The sequence below is a fragment of the Enterobacteriaceae endosymbiont of Plateumaris pusilla genome, assembly GCF_012562765.1.
In the GTDB taxonomy this organism is placed as follows: Bacteria; Pseudomonadota; Gammaproteobacteria; order Enterobacterales; family Enterobacteriaceae.
Genome location: NZ_CP046226.1, coordinates 171,641 through 196,679, shown reverse-complemented (window position 1 = coordinate 196,679; position 25,039 = coordinate 171,641). Strand labels below are relative to the sequence as shown.

Sequence of the window (25,039 nt, the reverse complement as noted above, 5' to 3'; positions counted from 1 at the left end):
AAAATTTAAATAATTATTTAAAAAAATATTTTTTGTTTATAAATTATTTTATATAAAAAATTAAAATATTTTAATAATAAAATAAATAATTCATATTAGATAAATTATTAAATTCTAAAATATAAAATATTAATAATTAATAATTAATAATAAATATATAATATTTAAATTAAATGATTTACTTTAAATATTAAAATGATAAAATATAATTTATTAATTAATAATTCTATTATTATGAATAAAAATATAATTATATTAGGTGTTCAGTGGGGAGATGAAGGAAAAGGTAAAGTTATAGATTTACTTAGTAAAAATGTAAATTATGTTGTACGTTATCAAGGAGGAAATAATGCAGGACATACAATTATAATTAATGAAAAAAAAATTATTTTACATTTAATTCCTTCTGGGATTATGCATAAAAATGTTAAAACTATTATAGGTAATGGAGTAGTTATATCTCCTAATAATCTTTTAAGTGAAATAAAAGAATTAGAAAATTTAAATATTAAAATTAAAAATAGATTATTTTTATCTACTATGTGTCCATTAGTTTTAGAGTATCATATTGCTATGGATTTAGCTCAAGAAAATTTTCTTAAAAAAAAATTGATAGGTACTACTGGAAAAGGTATAGGTCCATCATATACAGATAAAATATCTAGATATGCATTACGTATAGATGATTTATTTAATAAAGATATTTTTGCTAAAAAATTAAAACAAATTGTTGATTATTATAATTTTCAATTAATCTATTTTTATAAAAGTAATTCCGTAAATTATAAAAAAATATTAGAACATACATTAGATATATCAGAAAATATTACTAAAATTTCTATAGATGTTAGTGATTTTTTATATAAAGCTAGAAAAAATAATAAAAAAATTATTTTTGAAGGAGCGCAAGGTACATTTTTAGATATTGATCATGGAACTTATCCTTATGTTACGTGTTCTAATACTATAGCTGGAGGTGCATTGACTGGTACTGGAATAGGTCCTTTACATGTAGATTATGTTTTAGGAGTAGTCAAATCTTATTCTACTAGAGTAGGTTCTGGTCCTTTTCCTACAGAAATATTTGATAAATATAATTTACATATAACTAATAAAGGTAAAGAATTTGGTTCAACAACAGGAAGAAAACGTCGTGTTGGTTGGTTAGATATAATTTTTTTAAAAAAAGCAATAATTATTAATTCTTTAACTAGTCTTTGTTTAACTAAATTAGATGTTTTAGATGGTTTAGATACTGTTAAATTATGTGTTTCTTATATAACTTCTTCAGGTAAAAAAATTTTTAATTTACCTATAAAACAAGAAGATTGGAATCATATAAAACCAGTATATGAAATTCATCCAGGATGGAAAGAAAATACATGTGGTATTACAAATATATTAAATTTACCTCAAGCAGCTTTTAATTATATTAAAAGAATAGAAGAATTAACAAATATTAATATAAGTATAATTTCTACTGGACCAGATCGTAATAATGTTATTATTTTAGATCATTTTTTATAATGATATTTTTTATATCTAAATAAAATTAGTAATTTTATTATATATTTTATATATAATTATATATAAAAATAATATATTATAACTCTTTTTTTTTTATTTTTTAAATGATATAATTAATCTAAAATATTAAAATAAATTTATAATATGGAAGATATTATTTTTGGATTTTATCCTATAATAGAACTTTTAAAAAATAATCCAAAATCATTTAAAAAAATTTATATATTAGATAATAAACAAAGTAATAATAAATTAAAAGAAATTTTCATTAATATAAAGAAATATAGTATTCCATATTATAAAACTACAAGACAATGGCTAAATAAAAAAAGTAAAAATAATGTACATCAAGGAATATTAGGTATAATTTTTTTAAAAAAATCTAAATATCATAAAAATGATATAATAAAAATTATTAAAAAATTTAAAAATCCATTTATTCTAATATTAGATAGGATTACAGATCCACATAATCTTGGAGCATGCATAAGAACTGCTGTAGCAGCTAAAGTTAATATTATTATTTTACCTAAACATCATTCATCAAAATTAAACTCCACAGTTAAAAAAGTTTCTTGTGGAACATCAGAAATATTACCAATTATATTTGTAAATAGTTTAGTTCAAATAATCCATTTATTAAAAAATAATAATATAACTATAATAGGAGCTGATAATAAAAGTAAAAATATTATTTATAATAATAGAATATATTTTCCAATATGTATAATTATGGGCTCAGAAAATAAAGGTATACGTCCTATTATAAAACATAATTGTGATATATTATTAAATATACCATTATTTAATGGTATTAATTCTTTAAATGTTTCTGTTGCTACTGGTATTTTTTTATTTGAGATAATAAGACAAAATTCATTTTAAAATAATACAAATAATGTAATGTATTATTCGAAATAATTCAACTAAAAAAAGTATATTAATAATTTTTTTACTATTTAGTATTTAATAGAGATCTTATTATGAATAACTCTCTTCTTGAGAATTTTATTTTACCTCCATTTAATCAAATTAAATATAAATTTATAATTCCTACTGTTCAAAAAATTATTAATAATAATAAATTATTAATAAATAAATTATTAAAAAATTATAACAAAAATTATAATTGGAAAAATTTTTGTCAACCAATTTTAGAATTAGATGAAAATTTTAATCGTATTATTTCATTAATAAATCATTTAAATTATGTAGTTAATACTACTGAATTAAGAAAAATATATGAAGTTTGTACTAAAATTATTACTAAATATAATTTATGGATAAAACAAAATAAAAAATTATATAATGCTTACATATTTATAAAAAAAAATAAATTTAATTTATTAAATAATCTAGAAAAAAAATCTATTAATAATATTATTCGTGATTTTGAATCATCAGGTATTTTATTATCTTTTGAAAATAAAAAACAATATAAAAAAATTATAGATAAATTAATTTTTTTAAGTATTAAATTTGAAAATAATATATTGGATAGTATTATATATTGGAAATTAAATATTTTTTCTAAAATAGAATTAAAAGGTATTTCTAATGATATTCTTAATTATATTAAGAATAATGCTAAAAAAGAAAATAAAAAAGGATATTTATTAACTTTAGATATGCCAATTTATTCATCAATAATGCAATTTTGTGAAAATAAAATAATTCGTAAAACATTATATTATGCTTATAATACTATAGCATCAGATAAAAATGAAAAAAAAAATTGGAATAATTTTCCTATTATAATTAAAGAATTAAAATTACGTTATAAATTAGCTAATTTATTAGGATATAATTCTTATTCGGAAAAGTCTCTTATAAATAAATCAGCTAAAAATTTAAATATAATTTTATCTTTTCTTAAAAATTTAATTAAATATTCTTATAATCAAGCTAAAGATGAAATATCTAATTTAAAAAAATTTATTAAAAATAAATACAATTTAACTAAAATTAATCCATGGGATACAACATTTTATATAGAAAAATATAAACATTATTTATATGGTATAAATGATAATATTATACGTTCTTATTTTCCATTATTTCATGTTATAAACGGAATGTTTAAAATTACAAATAAAATTTTTGGTTTAACTTTTAGAAAAAGAAAAGTTAATGTTTGGAATAATAATGTGTATTTTTTTGATGTTTTTGATGATAAAAATGAATTATATGGCAGTATATATTTTGATTTATATATTCGTAAAAATAAAAGAAATGGAGCTTGGATGGATATTTGTCAATCTAGAATAATAAAATCTAATAATATATTACAATATCCAGTTGCTTATGTTAATTGTAATTTTTCTCCTCCAGTTAATAATATTGCTTTATTAACACATAATGATGTTATAACATTATTTCATGAATTTGGTCATTCATTACATCATATTTTAACTAAAATTAATATACCTAATGTCTCTGGTATAAATGGAATTGATTTTGATATGGTAGAATTTCCTAGTCAATTCATGGAATCTTGGTGTTGGGAACCAGAAGTTATTTCTTTAATTTCTGGTCATTATCAAACTAATAAAATTATGCCACAAAAAATTATAGATAATTTAGTTAAATCTAAAAAATATAATGCTGCTTTATCTATAATACGACAAATTGAATTAAGTTTATTTGATATTAGAATTCATAATGAATTTAATCCAGAAAAAAATAATAACCAAATATTAGATTTAATGTATGAAATTAGATCTAGTTTAATTTCAATTACACAGATTCCATCTTGGAATAAATATATAAATATTTTTAATCATATATTTGCGGGAGAATATGCAGCAGGTTATTATAGTTATTTATGGTCAGAACAATTAGCTGCAGATTCTTTTTTATATTTTAAAGAAAATAATTTATTTAATAAAACTATAGGAAAAAAATTTTTAGATATTTTTTTATCTCAAAGTAAGATTGAAAATCCTTTAATCTTATTTAAAAAATTTAGAAATAGAAAATTAGATAGTAATATTTTACTTATACATAAAGGAATTAAATTTAAAAAATAATAATTTTTATATTATTATTTTATATATTAATAATATACATATAAAATTTTTATGAAAAATATAAGAAATTTTTCCATTATTGCTCATATAGATCATGGTAAATCTACATTTGCAGATCGTTTAATAGAATTATGTGGTGGTTTGTCTAATAGAGAAATGAAGTCTCAAGTATTAGATACAATGGAATTAGAAAAAGAAAGAGGTATTACAATAAAAGCACAAAGTGTAACTTTAAATTATAAATCAAAAAATAATAATATATATAAATTAAATTTTATTGATACTCCTGGACATGTAGATTTTTCTTATGAAGTATCTAGATCTTTATCTGCATGTGAAGGTGCTATATTATTAGTAGATGCAGTACAAGGTGTTGAAGCTCAAACTTTATCTAATTGTAATATTGCCATAAATATGGGTTTAAAAGTTTTACCTGTTATTAATAAAATTGATTTATTTAATGCCAATATTAATAAAGTTCAAAAAGAAATAGAAGAAATTATAGGAATTAAATCAAAATTAAATTTAAAATGTTCTGCTAAAACAGGATTTGGTATTTTAGAAATAATAGAACAACTAGTAAAACAAATTCCATATCCTTCAGGAAAATCTTCTTTACCTTTACAAGCATTAATTATAGATTCTTGGTTTAATAATTATTTAGGAGTAGTATCATTAATACGAATTAAAAATGGAAAAATTAGTAAAGGAAATAAAATAATAGTTATGAATACAAAAAAGAAATATTTTGTAGAACAACTAGGTATTTTTACTCCTAAGCAAGTAGAACTAACAGAACTAAATTGTGGAGAAGTTGGTTGGATAATTTTTGGTGTAAAAAATATAAGCGAATTACCAATAGGTAGTACTATAACATTAAACTCTAATCCATCTAATAATATATTATCTGGATTTAAAAAAATTAAACCACAAGTATATGCTGGTTTATTTCCTACTGCTTTAAATAATTATAATATATTTAGTACTGCATTAAAAAAATTAAGTTTAAATGATGCTTCATTATTTTTTGAACCAGAAAATTCTAATATATTAGGTTTTGGATATAGATGTGGTTTTTTAGGTTTATTACATATGGAAATTATACAACAAAGATTAGAACGTGAATATAATATTAATATTATTACTACTGTACCTACAGTAAAATATCAAATAGAAACAGTAGATAATAAAATTATTTATGCAGATAATCCATCTAAATTTCCAAATATAAATCAAATTAAAGAATTAAGAGAACCAATAGCTAAATGTAATATTTTATCTCCTATAAAATATATTGGTAATATAATGAAATTATGTTCAGAAAAAAATGGAATACAAATTGATATGATTTATCATACTAATCAAGTATTATTAATATATGAAATACCTATGTTAGAAGTTATAATTAATTTTTTTGATCATTTAAAATCAATATCTAGTGGTTATGCATCATTAAATTATCATTTTATTAAATTTAAAAAATCTAATTTAGTATCTGTAGATATATTAATTAATCAAAAAAAAGTTGATGCATTAACTACTATTACTTATAAAAATAAAATTTATTATTATTGTAATTTATTGGTAGAAAATATAAAAAAACTTATTCCTAGACAACAATTTGATATTAAAATACAAGCCGCTATAGGAAAAAATATTATTACTAGCGCTGTTATTAAACAACTTAGAAAAAATGTTATAGCAAAATGTTATGGAGGAGATATTAGTCGTAAAAAAAAATTAATTCAAAAACAAAAAGAAGGTAAAAAAAAAATGAAAGTTATTGGTAATGTTTTATTACCATCAACTGTATTTTTAGCTGTATTAAAAATAACAAGATAAATTATTTATTACTATTACTAAGGATAATATGAACAATAATATATTTCAATTAATACTAATATTTAGTATGTTAATAACTGGTTTTATATGGTTTTTTTATAAAATAAAAATTTTATATAATTTTTTTATGAAAAAATATAATAAAAATCTAAATTCTTATAATCTTAATAAACAAAAGGAGTATTGGATAAAAGAAATAGGATCTTTTTTTCCTGTTATATTATTAGTTTTTTTAATTCGTTCTTTTTTATATGAACCATTTTATATACCATCATCATCAATGATGCCAACTTTACTTGCAGGAGATTTTGTTTTAGTAAATAAATTTTTTTATGGAATAAAAAATCCATTTAATGGTAATTTTATTATAAAAAATAAAAATCCTAAAAGAGGAGATATTATTGTTTTTAACTATCCTAAAAATCCTAAAGTAAATTATATTAAAAGAATTATAGGATTACCAGGAGATAAAATTATATATAATGCAAAAATTAAACAAATTTTTTTATTTCCTAAAGATAAAAATAATATTAACGTAAAAAATAATTTTATTATTCAATATAGTAATTTAAAAAAAAGTAATTATTTTCAAGTATTTAATATAAATCAAAAAAATTTAAATAAAAAAAATCATAATAAAAATATTTATGAAAGTTTAAAATTAAGATTATTTGAATATACAGAAAAAATTAATAATTTATCACATATAATTTTAGTCTCTCCTGAAATAACTAAAGAATCTTTGAAAATATATCATCAAAAAAATCAAGATAATTATACATGGATAGTACCTTTAGATAGTTATTTTGTTATGGGAGATAATCGTGATAATAGTTATGATAGTCGTTATTGGGGATTTGTACATACAAAATATTTATTAGGTAAAGCTGTTTGGATTTGGATGAGTTTAGATAAAAAAGAAAGTAAATGGCCAACTGAACTACATTTTTCTAGAGTAAAAGAAATTAAATAATATTAATTTTTATATAAAAATTAAGAATATAATTATGTGAATTTTATTATGATGAATAAATTACAACAAAAGTTAGGTTATATTTTTAACCATCAAAATTTATTATATCAAGCTTTAACTCATCGAAGTGCAAGTAGTAAACACAATGAAAGATTAGAATTTTTAGGTGATTCTATACTTAGTTATATTATTGCTAAAGAATTATATAATAAATTTCCTAGTGTAAATGAAGGTAATATGAGTCGTATGAGAGCTACTTTAGTTAGAGGTAATACATTAGCTAGTATTGCTAGAGAATTTACATTAGGTGAATATTTATTATTAGGACCAGGAGAACTAAAAAACGGAGGATATAATAGGGAATCTATTTTAGCAGATACTATGGAAGCTTTAATTGGTAGCATTTGTATAGATAGTAATATTAAAATTGTAGAAAAAATTATATTAAAATGGTATAAATTAAGATTAAAAAAAATAATTCCAGGAAATAATCAAAAAGATCCTAAAACAAGATTACAAGAGTATTTACAAAGATCACATTTACCATTACCATATTATTTTATATTACAAATTAATGGTGAAGTTCATAATCAAAAATTTACTATTCAGTGTAAAATTAATGGTATATCAGAAATAATAACAGGAATAGGTTCTAGTCGTCGTAAAGCAGAACAATCAGCAGCAGAACAAGCATTAGTAAAACTAGGAATTTAATTTATAAAATAGGTGTTAATTTAAAATTGAATAAAACAATATCTTTTTATTTTGGTAGAGTTTTACTATTAGGTAGAACTAATGTAGGAAAATCTACTTTATTAAATAAATTAATGGGAAAAAACATTTCTATTACATCTCATAAAATAAATACTACTTATTTTAATATTACTGGAATATATAATTATAATAATTATCAAATTGAATATATTGATACTCCTGGTTTTATAAATAAAAATAATATTATTCATAATTTATTTATAAATAAAAAATTTGATATAATTTTATTAGTTTTAGATAGAAATAAATGGAATAATATAGAAGAAAAAATAATAAAAATTATTAAAAATATTTCTATTCCAATCATAATTATAATTAATAAAATAGATAAAATTTTTAATAAAACAGTATTATTACCACATATTAATTTTATTAAAAATAAAATATCTTTTATTGATTTAATTATGATTTCAGCAAAAAATACATTATATATCAGTAATATACATAATATTATATATAAAATATTACCTAAAAAAAATCATTTTTTTCCAAAAAAATATATTACAAATCAATCTAAAGAATTAATTATTTCTGAAATAATAAGAAAATATATTTTAAAATATATTCATAATGAACTTCCTTATGTAGTAAAAATAAAAGTAAAACCATTTATTATAAATTCAGAAGTTTTAATAAATAATTTAATTATATTACTTTATGTTAAAAGATTAAGTCAAAAAAAAATATTAATAGGTAAAAATGCTAAAATTATAAATTTTATAATAAGTAAATCTCAAAATGAGATAGAGAATTTTTTAAATAAAAAAATTACTTTAAAAGTATGGATTAAATTAAAATAATTTTTTATATTTATTTTATTAATTAATAATAAATTTTATTTAATATGAAAATTATTGGAATAGGAATTGATATTGTAGAAATTAAAAGGATTAAAAAGATTTTTTATAAATTCAAAAATCGTTTTGCACATAAAATTCTTTCTATAAATGAATGGAATTATTATATTAAAAATAATAATAAACATAATATTTATTATTTAGCTAAAAGATTTGCAATTAAAGAATCTGCTGTAAAAGCTTTACATACTGGATTTACTAATGGAATATTTTTTAATCAATTTGAATTATATAGTAATAAAAATGGTAAACCAAAATTAAAATTTTTTAATCAAGCATTAAATATTGTAAATAAAATGCAATATAAAAATATTCATATTTCATTATCTGATGAAAAAAAATATGTTTGTGCAATTGTTATAATTGAAGGATAATTTAATTAAATTTTTTATTTTTTATAAAATTATATGCTGCTTGTATATTTTGTGTTTTTATTTTAGCTTTTTCTAATGTTTCTGGAGAATATCCTTTTGATATTAATTTATCTGGATGATATTTACTCATTAATTTTCTATAAGCTCTTTTAATTTTTAACATACTATCATTTTTATTTACTCCTAATATTTTATATGCTTTATCAATATTTAATCGATTATAATCATCATCTTGTTTATAATTATTATTATAATTATTATTATAATTATTATTATAATTATTATTATTATAATCTTGATTATAATCATTATTATGATAATAATTAAAATTATCAAAAAAATTATAATAATAATTATAATTTTGATTATGTTTATAATATTTAAAAAAATCTTTGAAAAAAAAGTCTTTTACTGAATTATTTAAAATTAATGTATTTATAAAATATTTTATTTTTTCTTCAGATATGTTTAATTCATTAAATATTGTATATAATATTTTTTTTGTTTTATTATTTAAATAATCATTGATAAATGCTATCTTTATTTGAGCTTCTATAAATTGATCTAATAAATCATTATTATTATTATTATTAAATAATATTTCATATAAGTTATTTAATTTATGAATTAATGGATAATCATTTTTTTTACCTTTATTAAATGCATTTTGTGCAAATAAGATATCTTTTTTATTTAAATCCATTTTTTTCATTAAACTTGAAGTTATTTGAATATCTTTCATACTAATAAATCCCTTAGATTTACTAATATATCCCATAACTTCAAAAATAGTTTGGCGGTATAATTTTATTAATTTTTCATCATTAAAATATTGATTATTATAAATTTCATTTATTCTATCTATTATAGAACCTATAATAATAGCAAATATTATACTGGAAATACTATTTCCAAACATAATACTAATGAAAAAACCAATTAATCTACCCCAATAAGACATATATTCCTCAATAAATATATGAAAAATTAAAATTTTATTTAATAATATAAATATATTTTAATAAATATTACTATTTATAATTCATTTTATATTATATTATATAATAAATATTTGAAATATTATTATTTAATTAAATATTTATTTATAGTAAAAAATAAAATTTTTTAATTAAAATTTTATTAAAAATGGGAAAAAGATGCGAATTAAAAAATTAGTATTTATTATAACTTTATTTTCTTTTTTATATTATAGTAATGTTTATGCTTCATTTAAAAATATTGATCAAGTAGGAATTATTATTAATAATGATATGATTACAAAAAAAGATATTTTTAATTTAATGAATTTATTTGATAATCAAAAAAATAAATATTTACTTAATGATTTTAATATCATAAATCAAGAATTTATTAAAAATTTATTTCTTAATAATATTTTTTTGCAAATAAGTAAAAATTACAATATTTATATACCAGATAATAATATTAATAACATTATTCAAAATACAATAAAAAATTTTAATGTTAATATGAATATTTTTAATAAGGAACTTATAAATAATAAAATAAGTTATGAAGAATATTATAACTTTATAAAAAGAGAATTAATTATTAATTTAATTAAATTTGAAGAAATAAAAAATAAAATAATTATTTTTGATGAAGAAATAGATTCTTTAAAAAATTTATTCTCTATAGAGAATAAAAATACAATAAAATATGATATTACTATATTTTATATACCAATAAATAAAAATTTATTAAAAAATGATTTTAATAAAAAATTATTTTTAACTAAAATACTTATTAATAAATTAAAAAATATTAATTTTTTGTCATGTAATAAAAAAAATGTAGATTTTTATAATAAAAATAATATTCAAAAACAAGATTTAGGTTGGAAATCAAAAGATCTTTTACCAGATAAATTTATTAATTATTTAAATTCAGTAAAAGTAAAAGATATAATAGGTCCTATATATTTAGATTCAGGATTTTATTTATTAAGAATTAATGATTTAAAAATTAAAAATAATTTACAAAAAAAATTTTTAATAAAATATATTTTTATCAAAAAAAATAATTTAACTAAAAAATTTTTAATTAATAAAATAAAAAATATTCGTGATCTTATTATTAATAATCAAATAAAATTTGAACAAGCAATTAATTTATTTTCTAAAGAAAATAAATTAATACAATCTAAATCTAATAATAAATTAATTTCTTTAGAATATTTTTCTTTTAATATACAAAATATTATTAATAAATTAAAAATAAATGAAATTAGTCCTATTATTGAACAACCTGATGGTTTTTATTTAATAAAATTAATAAAAATAAAAGATTTTTCAAAAAAAAATCATTTTTTTAAAAAAAAAGCAAAAGAAATAATTATGGAAGAAAGATTTGTTTTAGAATTAAATCATTGGTTTTTTACATATTTAAATGGAGTATATATAAATAATATGTTAAATAATAATAAAAAATATTAATTAATAGTTAAATTATTAATTAATATTTTATTATTTAAAAAATATTATAGAAAATATAAAATGAAATTTTTTCTTAAAAAAGGATATGGACAACATTTATTAAAGGATAAATATATTATTAATAAAATTATTTCTATTATTAATCCTAAACATCATAATATAATGGTAGAAATAGGATCAGGATTAGGTGCATTAACTATTCCTATGATAAAATATAATAATTGTATTTCTATTATTGAAATAGATAAAAATTTTGTACATTATTTAATGTATAATAAACAAATAATAGAATCTAAAATTAAAATTTATTTAGATGATGCTTTAAAATTTAATTATAATCTTTTAATAAAAAAACATAAAAAAAAATTACGTATTTTTGGTAGTTTACCTTATAATATTGCTACTACATTAATCTTTCATTTATTTAACAATTATATAGATAATATAAAAGACATGAATTTTATAATGCAAAAAGAAGTAGTAAATACTTTGACTGCTAATACTGGTGAAAAAAATTATGGATGTTTAAGTATTATGGCACAATTTTATTGTAGGATAAAGTCTTTAATAGAAATACATCCAAAATCTTTTTATCCTATTCCTAAAGTATTTTCTAATATGGTATATATAAAACCATATAAAAAAAATCCTTATAAATTAAATAATATTTATTTATTAAAAAAAATAGTACAAAAAGCTTTTAGTATGAGAAGAAAAATATTACGTAATAGTTTAAAAGATATATTTTCTGTAGACGAATTAAATCTATTTGGTATAGATTATAAAATTCGTGCTGAAAATGTTTCAATATCAGAATATTGTCAATTAGCTCAATATTTAGAATTAAATAACTATTCCTTATAAAGGATATAAACTATGAAATCATTATCTCAAGTTTATATAAAAGTAAATAGTATTTATATAGAATCACAATCTATTCCTAAATCTAATCGTTATGTTTTTGCGTATACGATAACTATTAATAATTTAGGAAAAAAATTATTACAATTAATAAGTCGTTATTGGATAATAACAAATGGTAATGGTAAAAAAATTCAAATACATGGTGAAGGAGTTATCGGTAAAAAACCTTATATAAAACCTGGAAATGATTTTAAATATACTAGTGGGGCTATTTTAGAAACACCTATTGGTACTATGCAAGGACATTATATTATGATAGATGAAAATAGTAATATTTTTCATGTAGATATTCCTGTATTTCGTTTAGCAATTAAAACTTATATTCATTAATTTTTTTTAAATACAAGAACTTATATGACTACTTATATTATTGGAGATATTCATGGTTATTATAATGAATTCTTATCTTTATTAAATAAAGTTAATTTTAATTATAAAAAAGATCAATTATGGTTAACTGGGGATATTATTGCTCGTGGTCCTGATTCTGATAAAATGTTATTTTATTTATATGATTTTCAAGAATCTATAAAATTAGTTTTAGGTAATCATGATTTATATTTAATAGCTTTACATTCAGGTATAACAAATACAGGTACTATATATGATAAAAAAATATTAGAATTATTAGCAGATAAAAAAATTTCTATTATTATTGATACTTGGTTAAAATATCAACCTTTAGTACAAATAGATAGAGAAAAAAAAATTATAATGACACATGCAGGTATTACTCCACAATGGAATAATATTAATATGATTAAATCTTTTTCAAATGAAGTAGAAAATATTTTAATAAGTAAAAATAATAAAATTTTTTTTTCTTATATGTCTAATAAAAAATATCAATCTAATGATTGGAATCATAATAAACTTACAGGATTTAAACGTTTTAATTTTATTATAAATTCATTAACAAAAATGAGATATTGTTATCCAGATGGAACATTAGAAATGACAATAAAAGAAGAACCTGAAAATGTATCTAAATTATTAAAACCATGGTTTTTAATATCAAATGATATATATAAAAAATATACAATACTATTTGGACATTGGTCGTCTTTAAATGGTAGATATACACCTTCTCATATAATGGGATTAGATACAGGTTGTTGTTGGGGAAATAAATTAACAATGTTATCTTGGGAAGATAAAAAATTATATACAGAAAATTGTAAAATTTAATATAAATTTATGTTTAAATTATTACCTATTAGTAAATATATTTTACATAAATTTAAAAATAAATTTATAAATCGTAATGTAATTTTTTCTGGTAATATTCGAGATTCTATACCAATTTATTTAAATACTTATATTAGTTTTGTCAATACTCATCAATATGATTATTATATATGGTTAAAAAAATTTTTAAAAAATAAAGTACATTATGATTTAGTTGATAATTTATTAATAAATAAATTTAATACACTTTTATTTTTTTGGTCAAAAAATAAAAGTGAATCAATTTTTTTATTAGAAAATATATTATCTATTTTATCAATAAATAGTGATATTTATATAATAGGAGAAAATAATAGTGGAATAAATCAAATAAAAAACATAGAAAAATTTAATAATATTAATTTTAATAAAATTATTAATGCAAGAAAATGTAGTATTTATTATGGTTTCTTAAAAAAAAAAATATTTTTTAATAAAAATCTTTATTGGATAAATTATTTTTATAAAAATTATATTATTAGTAGCTTACCTGGTGTATTTAGTTCTAATAAATTAGATTATGGTAGTAAATTATTGATTTCTACTATTAAACCTAATAATATAAAAGGAAAAATATTAGAAATTGGTTGTGGTTCTGGTATTATTTCTACAATAATAGGAGGAACTACAAATAAAAATTATTTATTATTTTTAATAGATATTAATTCTAATGCTATTACTTCAAGTAAAAAAACAATTTTTATAAATAATATTAAAAATACATATGTATTTCCTAGTAATATATATTCTAATATTAATAAAAAATTTGATTTAATTATATCTAATCCACCTTTTCATATAGGATTACATTATTCTTTAGATGTAATATATAAAATTATTTATAATGCAAGAAATTATTTAAAATATGGTGGAGAACTTCGTTTTGTTGCAAATAATTTTTTACCATATTTAAAATTATTTAAAAAAATTTTTAAAATTAATATTTTATGTAAAAATAAAAGTTTTACTGTATATAGTATTAAAAATATTTAATTAATTTAATATAAAAATTAAGTTTAACTTAATAAGTTTAAATTATATTTAAACTTATTTTTTTGATAAAATAATAATTTAAAATGATTATTTTTTATAATCAATCATATGATTAATATTCATACCCATTTTTAATGCTACAGATGATACAACATATATGGAAGATATAGTTCCAAAAATTACCCCTATAAACATAATTAAAGAAAAATTATTTAATATAATTCCTCCAAAAATATATAAAATAAATATCATAGTTAATACTGTTAATGAAGTAATAATACTTCTTTTAAGAGTTTGATTAATTGATAAATTAATAATATAATAAATATTACTTTTTCTTAATTTATGACAATTCTCACGTATTCTATCTGAAATAACAATACTATCATTAAGTGAATAACAAATTATAGACATAAGTGAAGAAATAATAGAAAGATCTATTTCAATATAAAAAATTGAAATTATACCCATAGTAATAATTAAATCATGTAGTAATGACATTACTGTACTACATGCTAAATACCATTCAAAACGTAAGCCTACATAAGTCCATATACCTATTAATGCAATCATTATAGTAGCGATACCAGATAAAATTAAATTTTTACCTATATTAGGACCTATATATTCAGTTTTTTTTATTATAAATTTTTGTTTATATAAATTTTGTATTAAATTTATTAAATTTGGATCAATTATTTGATTATTTTTTACAATATATTTATTTTTTGATAATTTAATAGTTAAATTATGGTTATTATTTATTAAATTAATTTCAATTTTTGAAGAATATAATTTTTGAATTAATAATCTAGTATTATTTAATTTATTAATTGGTTTTTTAAAATATAATTCTATTATTGTACCACCTGTAAAATCTATTCCCCAATTTAAACCTCTATATGATATAATAATTATAGAAGATATAATTAAAATTATTGAAATAACTAAAGCATAGTTATTCCATTTCATAAAATCATAATATTTTATTGTGTTTTGTTTAATTTTTGTTATTTTTTTAAAAAAAAAATACATATTATTTAATATTCTCCATAATAATAAAATTATTAATTCATTAAATAGGTAATTTTTTTATTTTTTTACCACCATAAATAATATTTACTATTGCTCTAGTAATAATTATAGAAGTAAACATAGATGTTAAAATACCAATAAAAGTAGTAACAGCAAATCCTTGTATTTCTCTAGAACCTAAACTATATAAAAAACTAGAAATAATTAAATTTGTTATATTAGCATCAAAAATACTAGAAAATGCTCCTTTATAACCATAATCTATGGCTTTTTGAATAGATATGTCATTATCTAGTTCTTCTTTTATTCTTTCATTAATTAAAACATTTGCATCTATGGCAATAGCTAATGTTAAAACTATTCCTGCAATACCTGACATTGTTAATGTAGCATTAGGTAAAAGAGAAAGTAAACTTATAATAAAAATTAAATTAATAAATAAAGCAATAACTGCAATTATACCAAATATATTATAATAAAATATCATAAATATAATACATATTGAAATACCTATAATACAAGCTTTCATTCCTTTTTTAATATTTTCTTTACCAACTGAAGGACCAATATTTTGTTCTTCTATTATTTGTATAGGTGCACTTAATGAACCAGATCTTAATAAAATTGATAAATTTTTTGCTTCTTTTATATTTTTTAATCCAGTTATTACAAAACTATTATTTAATTTTGATTTTATAGTAGCTATATTTATTATTTCTTCTTTTTTATTTTGTATAAAATTTCCTTTTTTATCTTTTTTATCACTATTTATATAATTTACTAATACTGTAGCAATGTTATCTCCAATATGTTTTTCAGAAAATTTAGATAAAATATTTCCACCTTTATCATCTAAAAAAATATTTACTTGAGGTTGATTATATTCACTTCTACTAATATTTGAATGAATAATATTAGATCCATCTATTATTATTTTTTTATTTAAAAAAAGAGGAATTTTATTTTTCCATAAATAATAAGAAAAATTATTATTTTGAATATTATTTATATTATTATCAACTAAATGAAATTCTAATGTTGCTGTACTACCTAATATTTCTTTTGCTTCTGAAAGATTTTGTATTCCAGGAAGTTCTATAATAATATTATCTATTCCTTTTTTTTGTACTATAGAATCAGAAATACCTATTTGATTAACTCGTTTACGTAATACATCTATATTGTTTTCTATAATGGCTTTTTTTAATTCTAAAAACCATTTGTTTTTCATAGACACTAATAAACCATTATTAATTATAATATAATTAACAAAATTATTATTTTTATTTTTTAAATAATTAAATACTTTATTTCTTATTACATTATTACTAAAAATAATTTTATAATTAAAATTATTTAATCTTTTTAATTGAAATGAAATATTCTTATTATTTAATATTAATTTTAAATCTGTAATGTTTTGTTCTCTTAATTTTTGAAAAATATAATCATTATTAATTCTTAATAAAAAATATATTCCACCTTTTAAATCTAATCCTAATTTAATTGGTTTAGCTTTTAAAAAAGATAACCATTTTGGAATAGTTGAAATTAATTTTATTATTACACTATATTTATTATTAGAATTTTCTTTAATTATTTTATATGCTTGTAATTGGTTTTCTATATTAAAAAAAATAATATTAATATTATTTTTTTTAATTAAATATTTTTTATAACTAATTCTATTAACATTTAATTTATTTTTAATATTTTCTAAAATTTTTATTTTTGACAAATTTTTATTAGAAATATTAATTTGTATAATAGGAATATCTGTATATATATTTGGTAATGAATATATAATTCCAATTATAATAAATAAAACTATCAGAATATATTGCCACCAATAATACTTATTTAACACAATAAAATTCCTATTAATAATAAATTATGAAAAAAATTTTTTTACAGTACCTTTTGGTATAATTGAAACAACAAAATCTCTTTTAATAAGAATTTGATTATTATTATTTACTAAAACAGTAATATATCCATAATCTGAAATTTTAATAATTTTACCAATAATACCACCTGTTGTTAATATTTCATCTCCATTAGTAAGAGAATCTATTAATTTTTTTTGTTCTTTATTTTTTTTATTTTGAGGTTTAATTATTAATAAATAACATATTATACCAAAAATTAAAATCATAATAAATAAAGAAATAATATTTTCTTTAGAATGTATGTCATTTTGTGTAGCTGCTTCTATATTAGAAATGAAAAAATTCATTTATTTTATTCCTTAATAATTAAAATTATAATTATTTTTATATTTAAAAATAATTAATTGAATGATAACTAAATATTGTATAAAATAACACAAAAAATTATATTTGATCAAACAAAATTTTAGGAAATTATTATGATTTTAGTTACAAAAAAAGCTCCTGATTTTAATGCTTCAGCTGTTTTAAATGATGGTTCAATAATTGATAATTTTAATTTTAAAGAATATTCTAAGAATAAAATTACTGTTATATTTTTTTGGCCTTTAGATTTTACATTTGTTTGTCCTTCAGAAATAATATCATTTAATAATCATTATAATGATTTTAATAAAAGAAATGTAAAAATATTAGGTATTTCATGTGATTCACAATTTACTCATAATGCATGGCGTAATACTCCAATTCAAAAAGGTGGAATTGGAAAAATAAAATTTACAATAGTATCTGATCTTAAAAAAGAAATTCAACAAAAATATGGTATTGAACATCCTGAATTAGGAATTGCATTAAGAGCTTCATTTTTAATAGATAAAAATGGTATTATAAGACATCAATTAGTAAATGATTTACCATTTGGTAGAAATATTAATGAAATGATAAGAATGATTGATGCTTTAAAACATTATGAAAAATATGGAGAAGTTTGTCCTGCTCAATGGGAAAAAGGTAAAAAAAGTATAATACCTACATCAAAAGGTATTTCAGATTATTTAACTAATAATATACAACAACTATATTAATCTTTTAAAAAAACGTCTGAACATTGTGCACGATATCTTAATAAATGATCTAATAATGTTATTGCTACCATTGCTTCTCCTATAGGAACAGCTCTTATACCAACACAGGGATCATGTCTTCCTTGTGTTGTACATTGAACTTCATTATTATTAATGTCTATTGTTTTCCCTAAAATAGAAATACTAGAAGTAGGTTTCATAGCAAAATTAATAATAATATTTTGTCCTGTACTAATACCTCCTAAAATTCCACCAGAATGATTACTTTGAAATCCATTAGCTCTAATTTCATCACGATAATGACTACCTAATGTAGTTATAGATTTAAATCCATCACCTATTTCTACACCTTTAACAGCATTTATACTCATTAAAGAATGAGCTAAATCTGCATCTAATTTATCAAAAACTGGTTCACCTAATCCTACAGGTACATTTTCTATAATAATAGTAATTTTAGCACCTATAGAATCACCTGTTTTTTTTAAATGATTTATCATATTTTTTAAATTTTGTATTTGATTAATATTAGGACAAAAAAAAGGATTATTATTTACTTCTGACCAATTTTCAAAATCACAAACAATATTTCCCATTTGTGATAAATAACCTCTAATTTTAGTATTAAATTTCATAAATAAATATTTTTTTGCAATAGCTCCAGCAGCAACACGCATAGTTGTTTCTCTAGCAGAAGAACGTCCTCCACCTCTATAATCTCGTATACCATATTTTTTTTTATATGTATAATCAGCATGTCCAGGACGAAAAATATTTTTAATATTATTATAATCTTGTGATCTCTGATCCATATTTTTAATCATAAGACCAACACTTGTTCCGGTAGTTAAACCATTAAATGTTCCAGACATAATTTTAATTATATCTAATTCTCTTCTTGGAGAAGTATATTTTGAATTTCCAGGTCTTCTTCTATCTAAATCTTTTTGTAAATCATTTTCTTTTAATGGAAAACCTGGTGGAACTCCATCTATAATACATCCTAAAGAGATTCCATGAGATTCTCCATATGTAGTAACACGAAATATTGTACCAATACTATTACCTGACATATATTTTACCTCTGAATTATTCTTATCTTTTCTATTATATTTCGATCTATTTTAAATATTCCTATACCACCATTTCTTATTTTTAACCATTGAAAATTTATAAAATGATATTTTTTTATAATATATTTCATTTTATTTCCTACTTCACAAATTAAAATACCATTTTTTTTAAGATAAAAAAAAGAATTTATTATAATTTTATTAATAAGATCTAATCCATTATCTTCAGATAATAATCCTATTTGTGGTTCATATGAATATTCTTTAGGTAAAAAATTTAATTCATTTTTATCAACATAAGGAGGATTAGCTATTATTAAATCATAAGAATAAGAAGTATGTAATTTTTCAAATAAATTACTATGAATAGGAGTAATACGATTTTCTAAATTATGTAATTTAATATTAAATTCAGTAATATTAATAGCATCTAAAGAAATATCTATAGCATCTATATAAGATTTAGGAAATAAATATGCACAAGCAATAGCAATACATCCACTTCCAGTACATAAATCTAATATATTTTTAGGAGTAAAATTTAATTTTAATCCATTAAATTGAAATTTATTATTAATTAATTCAGATATTGGTGATCTAGGTATTAATACTCTTCTATCAATATATAACTCATGACCACAAAACCAAGTTTTATTTGTTAAATATACTATAGGAATTCTATCTTTTATTCTTTTTGATACTAATTTAAATATTAATTTACGTTCTTGTAAAGTTAATTTTGCATCCCATACATTATTTAATATATATGGTGGTAATCCTAATATAGGTAATATTAATTGAATAGATTCATCTAAAGGATTATTAGTACCATGTCCATACCATATATTAGATATACTAAAACAACTAGTTGACCAACGAATCATATCTTTTATAGATAAAAGTTCATTAATAATTTCTATTTTAAGAATTTTTTTTAAATTTATATGCATAAAAAATTAACTAAGAAAAAATATAAAATTATTAAAATTAAAAATTATATTTTTATTTAAAAAGATTTAAATAATATAATTATATTATTTTATTGGCTCCCCTGACTGGATTCGAACCAGTGACATACGGATTAACAGTCCGCCGTTCTACCAACTGAACTACAGAGGAATATCATAATTAAAATAATTTTATTATTAAAAATATGTTTTTGTCAAGAAAATTATAAAAAATATTTAAGTTTTATATAATTTAAATAAATATTAATAGATAATTTTATGTTAAAATAAATTAATATATGAAGAATTATTTTACCGAAGTGGCGAAATAGGTAAACGCAGTTGATTCAAAATCAACTATCATTTATGATATATCGGTTCAAATCCGATCTTCGGTAATGAATTATTAAGGAATTTTTATGTTATTACATAATAGAGAATCTAATTCTAAATTAAGAAAAATTATATTTAAAAATAATGAAGAAAGAAAAATTATATCTTTTTATAAATATTTTTTTATTAATGATCCATTAGAATTTCGTAATAATATTTATATTTTATTTAATACTATAAATATTTTTGGAAGAATATATATTTCTTATGAAGGAATAAATGCACAAATTAGTATACCTAATTATTTTTATGAAATAATGAAATTTTTTTTATATAAATTACATCCACAATTAAAAAATTTATACATAAATTCGGCAATAGAAAATAAAAAAAATGCATTTTGGGTTTTAAGAGTTATAAATAAAAAAAATATCATAAATGATGGTATAAAAAATTTTAATTTCTTACAATTTATAATTGTAGGTAAATATTTAAATGCTTATCAAGTAAATAAAATGATAGATTGTAATAATACTGTTATTATAGATATAAGAAATTATTATGAATATAAAATAGGTCATTTTAATAATGCTATTATATTTAGACCAGCAAATAATTTTAGAGAACAAATGTCAACATTATTATATAATTTACAACAATATAAAAATAAAAATATTATTTTATATTGTACAGGTGGTATTCGTTGTGAAAAAGCTACTTCTTGGTTAATATATAATAATTTTAAAAATATTTTTCATATTAAAGGCGGAATTATAGGTTATATTAATGATGCTAAAAAAAATAATTTACCTATAAAATTTAAAGGAAAAAATTTTGTTTTTGATAATAGAATGAGTGAATTAGTAACTAAAGATATTATTTCACATTGTTATCAATGTAATAATTATTATGATATTTATACAAATTGTAAAAATAATTTTTGTCATTTATTATTTATTCAATGTTCTTCGTGTAAGGATAAATATCATAATTGTTGTAGTGAAAAATGTATAAATATTTATTTTAAATATAAGATTAATTCTCGTTAAAATATTTTTATGAATTTTTTAATTTTTGAAAGTAAGATTCATATTCTTTATTAATATTGTCTCCTATATCATTTTGCCATTCACCTTTTTTAATTATTTGATCATTTGGATATAATGTATTATCATTAATTATATTTTTAGGTAATAATTTTTTTGCTGCTAAATTTGGTGTTGAATATCCTGTTATTTCTGCTACTTGAGCTGATATTCTAGCTTTTAATAAAAAATTAATTAATTTTAAAGCTCCTTCTACATTTTTTGCGTTAGAAGGAATAGCAAAACTATCCATCCAAAAAATACCACCTTCTTTAGGCCAAATAATTTTTAAAGGGATGCCTAATTTTTTTAATGCATATGCAGATCCATTCCATATCATACCTAACTTAGCTTCTCCTTCTATAAAAGGAATTCCAGGATTATCTGAATTAAATGTAATAATATTAGGTATTAATTTTTGTAATTCTTGAAATGCTTCTTTAATATGATTTAAATTAGTTTCATTTCCTGAATAACCTAATTTCATTAATGCAACTTGAAAAACTTCTCTAGCATCATCAATTAAAGAAATTGAATTTTTATATTTAGGATTCCATAAATCAGCCCAACTATTTATATTATTTGAATTTATGTTATTACTATTTATAGCTATAGTTGTAAATCCCCATATATATGGAATTGAATAATCATTATTAGGATCAAAAGATTTATTTAAAAATTTAGGATCTAAATTAATAAAATTTGTTAATTTATTTTTATTTATTTTTAATAACATTCCTTCATTTTTCATTTTAGCTATAAAATATGTAGAAGGAACAATAAGATCATAAGAATCTTTTTTATAAGTTTTTAATTTTGCATACATACTTTCATTTGATTCATATGTTGAATAAATTACTTTAATTCCAGTTTCTTTAGTAAATTCTTCTAATAAACCATCAGGAACATATTCTGTCCAATTATAAAAAAAGATTGTATTATTAGTATTAGCATATGAGTATATATTTTGTAAATTTAATATAAAAAAAACAAATATTAATTTTATTAAAAAAATCATATAAATATTCCTTATTAATAATAATTATTATTTAGTTTCATTGCTATAGCTTCTATTTCAATTTTTGAATTTAGTGGTAAACGAGATACTTCTACACAAGTTCTAGCTGGAAAATGAGCATTATTTTGAATAAAAAAATTTTTATATATATTATTGATGATATTAAAATCATCTAAATTTATTAAAAATATTGTAGTTTTTACTATATTTTTAATAGAAAAATTTGCTTTATCAATAATAGATTTTATATTTTTTAATACTTGCACAGTTTGTTTTTCTATATTATTACTATCAATTTTATTATTTATTGGATTAATAGGTATTTGACCTGAAGTAATAATAATGTTATTAAATACAATTCCTTGAACATAAGAACCTATAGGAATAGGTGCTTTTTTAGTATAAATGATATTTTTCATAAAAAAAATAAACTCTTAAATAAATTTATTATTATTTTAAATTAATATTTAATAAAATTTTTTTTAAAATATTATAAATGATATATTTATCATAATATATATTAAAAATATAAAATTTTATAAAATAATTAATTTGAATATAATTCAATATTTATTTTTTAATAACGTCGATAATATTATCGCTTTAATAATATGAAGTTTATTTTCTGATTGTTGAAAAATAATACTATTTTCAGATTCAAAAATTTCATCTGTAATTTCTAATCCATTAAATAAATTATATTTAGATATTATTGTTTGATTAAAAAGTTTTTTATAATGATAATATAAATGTAATGATGGTAAACAATGCATAATTTTTATATTTTTATTTTTAGTTTTTAATATAAGTTCCTTATTTACTTGATAATTATGTAAATCATTAATTCTTGATTCCCATAATTTTGAAGATTCTCCCATTGATAACCAAATATCAGTATAAATAAAATCAGCACCATTAACACCATCATCAATATTATCAGTTAAAATAATTTTATTATTATTTAATAATAAATTATTAAATAATTTATTATTAGGCCATAACTTTTTTGGTGATATTAAATTTAAATTAAATCCAATAATTAATGCTGCTTCTAAAAAAGTATTAGCAATATTATTATTTATATCTCCTATATATGATAATATAATTTCATCTAAAGATTTATTTATTAAATTTTCTTTTATTGTTAATAAATCTGATAATATTTGAATAGGATGAAATTCATTTGTTAAACCATTCCAGACAGGAATTCCTGCATATTGTGCTAAGATTTCTATATCTTTTTGATGTTTTCCTCGGAATAAAATTCCATCATATATTTGACCTAATATACGAGCTGTATCTTTAATTGATTCTTTATATCCTATATGACTATTATATTTGCTTAAATATGTTATTTTAGCTTCTTGTTCATAACATGCTATTTCAAAAGAACATCTCGTTCTAGTTGATTCTTTTTCAAAAATTAAGACAATATTTTTATTATATAATTTTTTAATTTCTTTATTTTTATTTTTATCATCTTTAATTTTTAAAGAAATATTAAGTAATTCATAAATATCTTTCTTAGAAAAATTTGATAATTTTAAAAAATGACGATTATAAAATTGATTCATAATAATAATTATCCATAAATATAA

The 25,039-nt window shown here is 18.3% G+C and carries 24 protein-coding genes and 2 tRNA genes; 16 read left to right on the top strand and 10 right to left on the bottom strand.

What is annotated here, in order from left to right; translation table 11 throughout:
• Positions 1–234 precede the first annotated feature (234 nt).
• The 8 genes from GJT83_RS00910 (at position 235) to acpS (ending at position 9,376) form a co-directional block, all read left to right on the top strand.
• Positions 235–1,527: an adenylosuccinate synthase gene (locus GJT83_RS00910; protein ID WP_168892860.1), complete on the top strand. Its 1,293-nt coding sequence runs from the start codon at positions 235–237 to the stop codon at positions 1,525–1,527.
• A gap of 144 nt (positions 1,528–1,671) precedes the next feature.
• Positions 1,672–2,412 (top strand): 23S rRNA (guanosine(2251)-2'-O)-methyltransferase RlmB, encoded by a 741-nt coding sequence (gene rlmB / locus GJT83_RS00905; protein WP_168892586.1) that lies wholly within the window; start codon positions 1,672–1,674, stop codon positions 2,410–2,412.
• 98 nt (positions 2,413–2,510) lie between these two features.
• The gene (locus GJT83_RS00900; RefSeq protein WP_168892585.1) at positions 2,511–4,556 is read left to right on the top strand and encodes a M3 family metallopeptidase; all 2,046 of its coding nucleotides are present in this window, start codon (positions 2,511–2,513) and stop codon (positions 4,554–4,556) included.
• A gap of 51 nt (positions 4,557–4,607) precedes the next feature.
• On the top strand, positions 4,608–6,398 hold the full coding sequence (gene lepA / locus GJT83_RS00895) for a translation elongation factor 4 (protein WP_168892584.1): 1,791 nt from the start codon (positions 4,608–4,610) through the stop codon (positions 6,396–6,398).
• Between the two features lie 28 nt (positions 6,399–6,426).
• Positions 6,427–7,371, top strand: coding sequence for a signal peptidase I (gene lepB, locus GJT83_RS00890; RefSeq protein ID WP_168892583.1), 945 nt, complete (start codon positions 6,427–6,429; stop codon positions 7,369–7,371).
• A gap of 36 nt (positions 7,372–7,407) precedes the next feature.
• Entirely contained in the window at positions 7,408–8,085 is a 678-nt protein-coding gene (gene rnc, locus GJT83_RS00885) for a ribonuclease III (protein WP_168892582.1), read from the top strand.
• Positions 8,086–8,111: 26 nt separating this feature from the next.
• Positions 8,112–8,945 carry a GTPase Era gene (gene era, locus GJT83_RS00880; RefSeq protein WP_168892581.1) on the top strand — a complete coding sequence of 278 codons (834 nt, stop codon included), beginning with the start codon at positions 8,112–8,114 and terminating at the stop codon, positions 8,943–8,945.
• Between the two features lie 44 nt (positions 8,946–8,989).
• Entirely contained in the window at positions 8,990–9,376 is a 387-nt protein-coding gene (gene acpS, locus GJT83_RS00875; RefSeq protein WP_168892580.1) for a holo-ACP synthase, read from the top strand.
• Position 9,377: 1 nt separating this feature from the next.
• On the opposite strand, the gene djlA is transcribed toward acpS, so the two are convergent.
• On the bottom strand, positions 9,378–10,337 hold the full coding sequence (gene djlA / locus GJT83_RS00870) for a co-chaperone DjlA (protein WP_168892579.1): 960 nt from the start codon (positions 10,335–10,337) through the stop codon (positions 9,378–9,380).
• Positions 10,338–10,533: 196 nt separating this feature from the next.
• Between djlA and GJT83_RS00865 the strand changes: the two genes are divergently transcribed.
• The 5 genes from GJT83_RS00865 to rsmC are packed head-to-tail and all read left to right on the top strand — an operon-like array spanning position 10,534 to position 14,976.
• Positions 10,534–11,832, top strand: coding sequence for a peptidylprolyl isomerase (locus GJT83_RS00865; RefSeq protein ID WP_168892578.1), 1,299 nt, complete (start codon positions 10,534–10,536; stop codon positions 11,830–11,832).
• Positions 11,833–11,892: 60 nt separating this feature from the next.
• The gene (gene rsmA / locus GJT83_RS00860; protein WP_168892577.1) at positions 11,893–12,696 is read left to right on the top strand and encodes a 16S rRNA (adenine(1518)-N(6)/adenine(1519)-N(6))-dimethyltransferase RsmA; all 804 of its coding nucleotides are present in this window, start codon (positions 11,893–11,895) and stop codon (positions 12,694–12,696) included.
• 12 nt (positions 12,697–12,708) lie between these two features.
• The gene (gene apaG / locus GJT83_RS00855; RefSeq protein WP_168892576.1) at positions 12,709–13,086 is read left to right on the top strand and encodes a Co2+/Mg2+ efflux protein ApaG; all 378 of its coding nucleotides are present in this window, start codon (positions 12,709–12,711) and stop codon (positions 13,084–13,086) included.
• Positions 13,087–13,110: 24 nt separating this feature from the next.
• Positions 13,111–13,944: a symmetrical bis(5'-nucleosyl)-tetraphosphatase gene (locus tag GJT83_RS00850; protein ID WP_168892575.1), complete on the top strand. Its 834-nt coding sequence runs from the start codon at positions 13,111–13,113 to the stop codon at positions 13,942–13,944.
• Between the two features lie 9 nt (positions 13,945–13,953).
• A complete protein-coding gene (gene rsmC / locus GJT83_RS00845) occupies positions 13,954–14,976 on the top strand; it encodes a 16S rRNA (guanine(1207)-N(2))-methyltransferase RsmC (protein WP_168892574.1) in 1,023 nt (340 codons plus the stop codon).
• A gap of 87 nt (positions 14,977–15,063) precedes the next feature.
• Here rsmC and secF read toward each other — a convergent pair whose 3' ends face one another.
• The 3 genes from secF to yajC are packed head-to-tail and all read right to left on the bottom strand — an operon-like array spanning position 15,064 to position 18,247.
• A complete protein-coding gene (secF, locus tag GJT83_RS00840) occupies positions 15,064–16,011 on the bottom strand; it encodes a protein translocase subunit SecF (protein ID WP_168892573.1) in 948 nt (315 codons plus the stop codon).
• 40 nt (positions 16,012–16,051) lie between these two features.
• Complete coding sequence (secD, locus tag GJT83_RS00835) at positions 16,052–17,878, bottom strand: protein translocase subunit SecD (RefSeq protein WP_168892572.1); 1,827 nt, start codon at positions 17,876–17,878, stop codon at positions 16,052–16,054.
• Between the two features lie 24 nt (positions 17,879–17,902).
• On the bottom strand, positions 17,903–18,247 hold the full coding sequence (gene yajC, locus GJT83_RS00830) for a preprotein translocase subunit YajC (RefSeq protein ID WP_168892571.1): 345 nt from the start codon (positions 18,245–18,247) through the stop codon (positions 17,903–17,905).
• 132 nt (positions 18,248–18,379) lie between these two features.
• Between yajC and GJT83_RS00825 the strand changes: the two genes are divergently transcribed.
• Complete coding sequence (locus GJT83_RS00825) at positions 18,380–18,985, top strand: peroxiredoxin C (protein WP_168892570.1); 606 nt, start codon at positions 18,380–18,382, stop codon at positions 18,983–18,985.
• Here the strand turns inward: GJT83_RS00825 and aroC are convergent.
• The 3 genes from aroC to GJT83_RS00810 form a co-directional block, all read right to left on the bottom strand.
• Entirely contained in the window at positions 18,982–20,058 is a 1,077-nt protein-coding gene (aroC, locus tag GJT83_RS00820; protein WP_168892569.1) for a chorismate synthase, read from the bottom strand. The two genes, GJT83_RS00825 and aroC, sit on opposite strands and share 4 nt — an antisense overlap.
• Before the next feature lie 5 nt (positions 20,059–20,063).
• Positions 20,064–21,008, bottom strand: a complete 945-nt coding sequence (gene prmB, locus GJT83_RS00815; RefSeq protein ID WP_168892568.1) for a 50S ribosomal protein L3 N(5)-glutamine methyltransferase — start codon at positions 21,006–21,008, stop codon at positions 20,064–20,066.
• A gap of 93 nt (positions 21,009–21,101) precedes the next feature.
• A tRNA-Asn gene (locus GJT83_RS00810) sits at positions 21,102–21,177 on the bottom strand.
• Positions 21,178–21,319: 142 nt separating this feature from the next.
• On the opposite strand from GJT83_RS00810, the gene GJT83_RS00805 reads away from it, so the two are divergent.
• A tRNA-Leu gene (locus GJT83_RS00805) sits at positions 21,320–21,403 on the top strand.
• Positions 21,404–21,424: 21 nt separating this feature from the next.
• Entirely contained in the window at positions 21,425–22,387 is a 963-nt protein-coding gene (gene trhO, locus GJT83_RS00800) for an oxygen-dependent tRNA uridine(34) hydroxylase TrhO (protein WP_168892567.1), read from the top strand.
• Positions 22,388–22,394: 7 nt separating this feature from the next.
• Here trhO and GJT83_RS00795 read toward each other — a convergent pair whose 3' ends face one another.
• The 3 genes from GJT83_RS00795 to argF all read right to left on the bottom strand — a co-directional run bounded on the left by GJT83_RS00795 (position 22,395) and on the right by argF (position 25,015).
• Positions 22,395–23,441 carry an extracellular solute-binding protein gene (locus GJT83_RS00795; protein ID WP_168892566.1) on the bottom strand — a complete coding sequence of 349 codons (1,047 nt, stop codon included), beginning with the start codon at positions 23,439–23,441 and terminating at the stop codon, positions 22,395–22,397.
• A gap of 14 nt (positions 23,442–23,455) precedes the next feature.
• A complete protein-coding gene (locus GJT83_RS00790) occupies positions 23,456–23,860 on the bottom strand; it encodes a Rid family detoxifying hydrolase (protein ID WP_168892565.1) in 405 nt (134 codons plus the stop codon).
• Positions 23,861–24,004: 144 nt separating this feature from the next.
• Complete coding sequence (gene argF, locus GJT83_RS00785) at positions 24,005–25,015, bottom strand: ornithine carbamoyltransferase (RefSeq protein ID WP_168892564.1); 1,011 nt, start codon at positions 25,013–25,015, stop codon at positions 24,005–24,007.
• Between the last annotated feature and the right edge of the window lie 24 nt (positions 25,016–25,039).

Coding starts and splice junctions, on each gene's coding strand:
- djlA (WP_168892579.1), bottom strand. CDS start 10,337: ATGTCTTATTGGGGTAGATTAATTGGTTTTTTCATTAGTATTATGTTT.
- aroC (WP_168892569.1), bottom strand. CDS start 20,058: ATGTCAGGTAATAGTATTGGTACAATATTTCGTGTTACTACATATGGA.
- argF (WP_168892564.1), bottom strand. CDS start 25,015: ATGAATCAATTTTATAATCGTCATTTTTTAAAATTATCAAATTTTTCT.
- GJT83_RS00850 (WP_168892575.1), top strand. CDS start 13,111: ATGACTACTTATATTATTGGAGATATTCATGGTTATTATAATGAATTC.
- rsmA (WP_168892577.1), top strand. CDS start 11,893: ATGAAATTTTTTCTTAAAAAAGGATATGGACAACATTTATTAAAGGAT.
- GJT83_RS00865 (WP_168892578.1), top strand. CDS start 10,534: ATGCGAATTAAAAAATTAGTATTTATTATAACTTTATTTTCTTTTTTA.
- trhO (WP_168892567.1), top strand. CDS start 21,425: ATGTTATTACATAATAGAGAATCTAATTCTAAATTAAGAAAAATTATA.
- lepA (WP_168892584.1), top strand. CDS start 4,608: ATGAAAAATATAAGAAATTTTTCCATTATTGCTCATATAGATCATGGT.
- GJT83_RS00825 (WP_168892570.1), top strand. CDS start 18,380: ATGATTTTAGTTACAAAAAAAGCTCCTGATTTTAATGCTTCAGCTGTT.
- rlmB (WP_168892586.1), top strand. CDS start 1,672: ATGGAAGATATTATTTTTGGATTTTATCCTATAATAGAACTTTTAAAA.
- GJT83_RS00900 (WP_168892585.1), top strand. CDS start 2,511: ATGAATAACTCTCTTCTTGAGAATTTTATTTTACCTCCATTTAATCAA.
- lepB (WP_168892583.1), top strand. CDS start 6,427: ATGAACAATAATATATTTCAATTAATACTAATATTTAGTATGTTAATA.
- rsmC (WP_168892574.1), top strand. CDS start 13,954: ATGTTTAAATTATTACCTATTAGTAAATATATTTTACATAAATTTAAA.
- prmB (WP_168892568.1), bottom strand. CDS start 21,008: ATGCATATAAATTTAAAAAAAATTCTTAAAATAGAAATTATTAATGAA.
- GJT83_RS00790 (WP_168892565.1), bottom strand. CDS start 23,860: ATGAAAAATATCATTTATACTAAAAAAGCACCTATTCCTATAGGTTCT.
- apaG (WP_168892576.1), top strand. CDS start 12,709: ATGAAATCATTATCTCAAGTTTATATAAAAGTAAATAGTATTTATATA.
- GJT83_RS00910 (WP_168892860.1), top strand. CDS start 235: ATGAATAAAAATATAATTATATTAGGTGTTCAGTGGGGAGATGAAGGA.
- secF (WP_168892573.1), bottom strand. CDS start 16,011: ATGTATTTTTTTTTTAAAAAAATAACAAAAATTAAACAAAACACAATA.
- GJT83_RS00795 (WP_168892566.1), bottom strand. CDS start 23,441: ATGATTTTTTTAATAAAATTAATATTTGTTTTTTTTATATTAAATTTA.
- yajC (WP_168892571.1), bottom strand. CDS start 18,247: ATGAATTTTTTCATTTCTAATATAGAAGCAGCTACACAAAATGACATA.
- acpS (WP_168892580.1), top strand. CDS start 8,990: ATGAAAATTATTGGAATAGGAATTGATATTGTAGAAATTAAAAGGATT.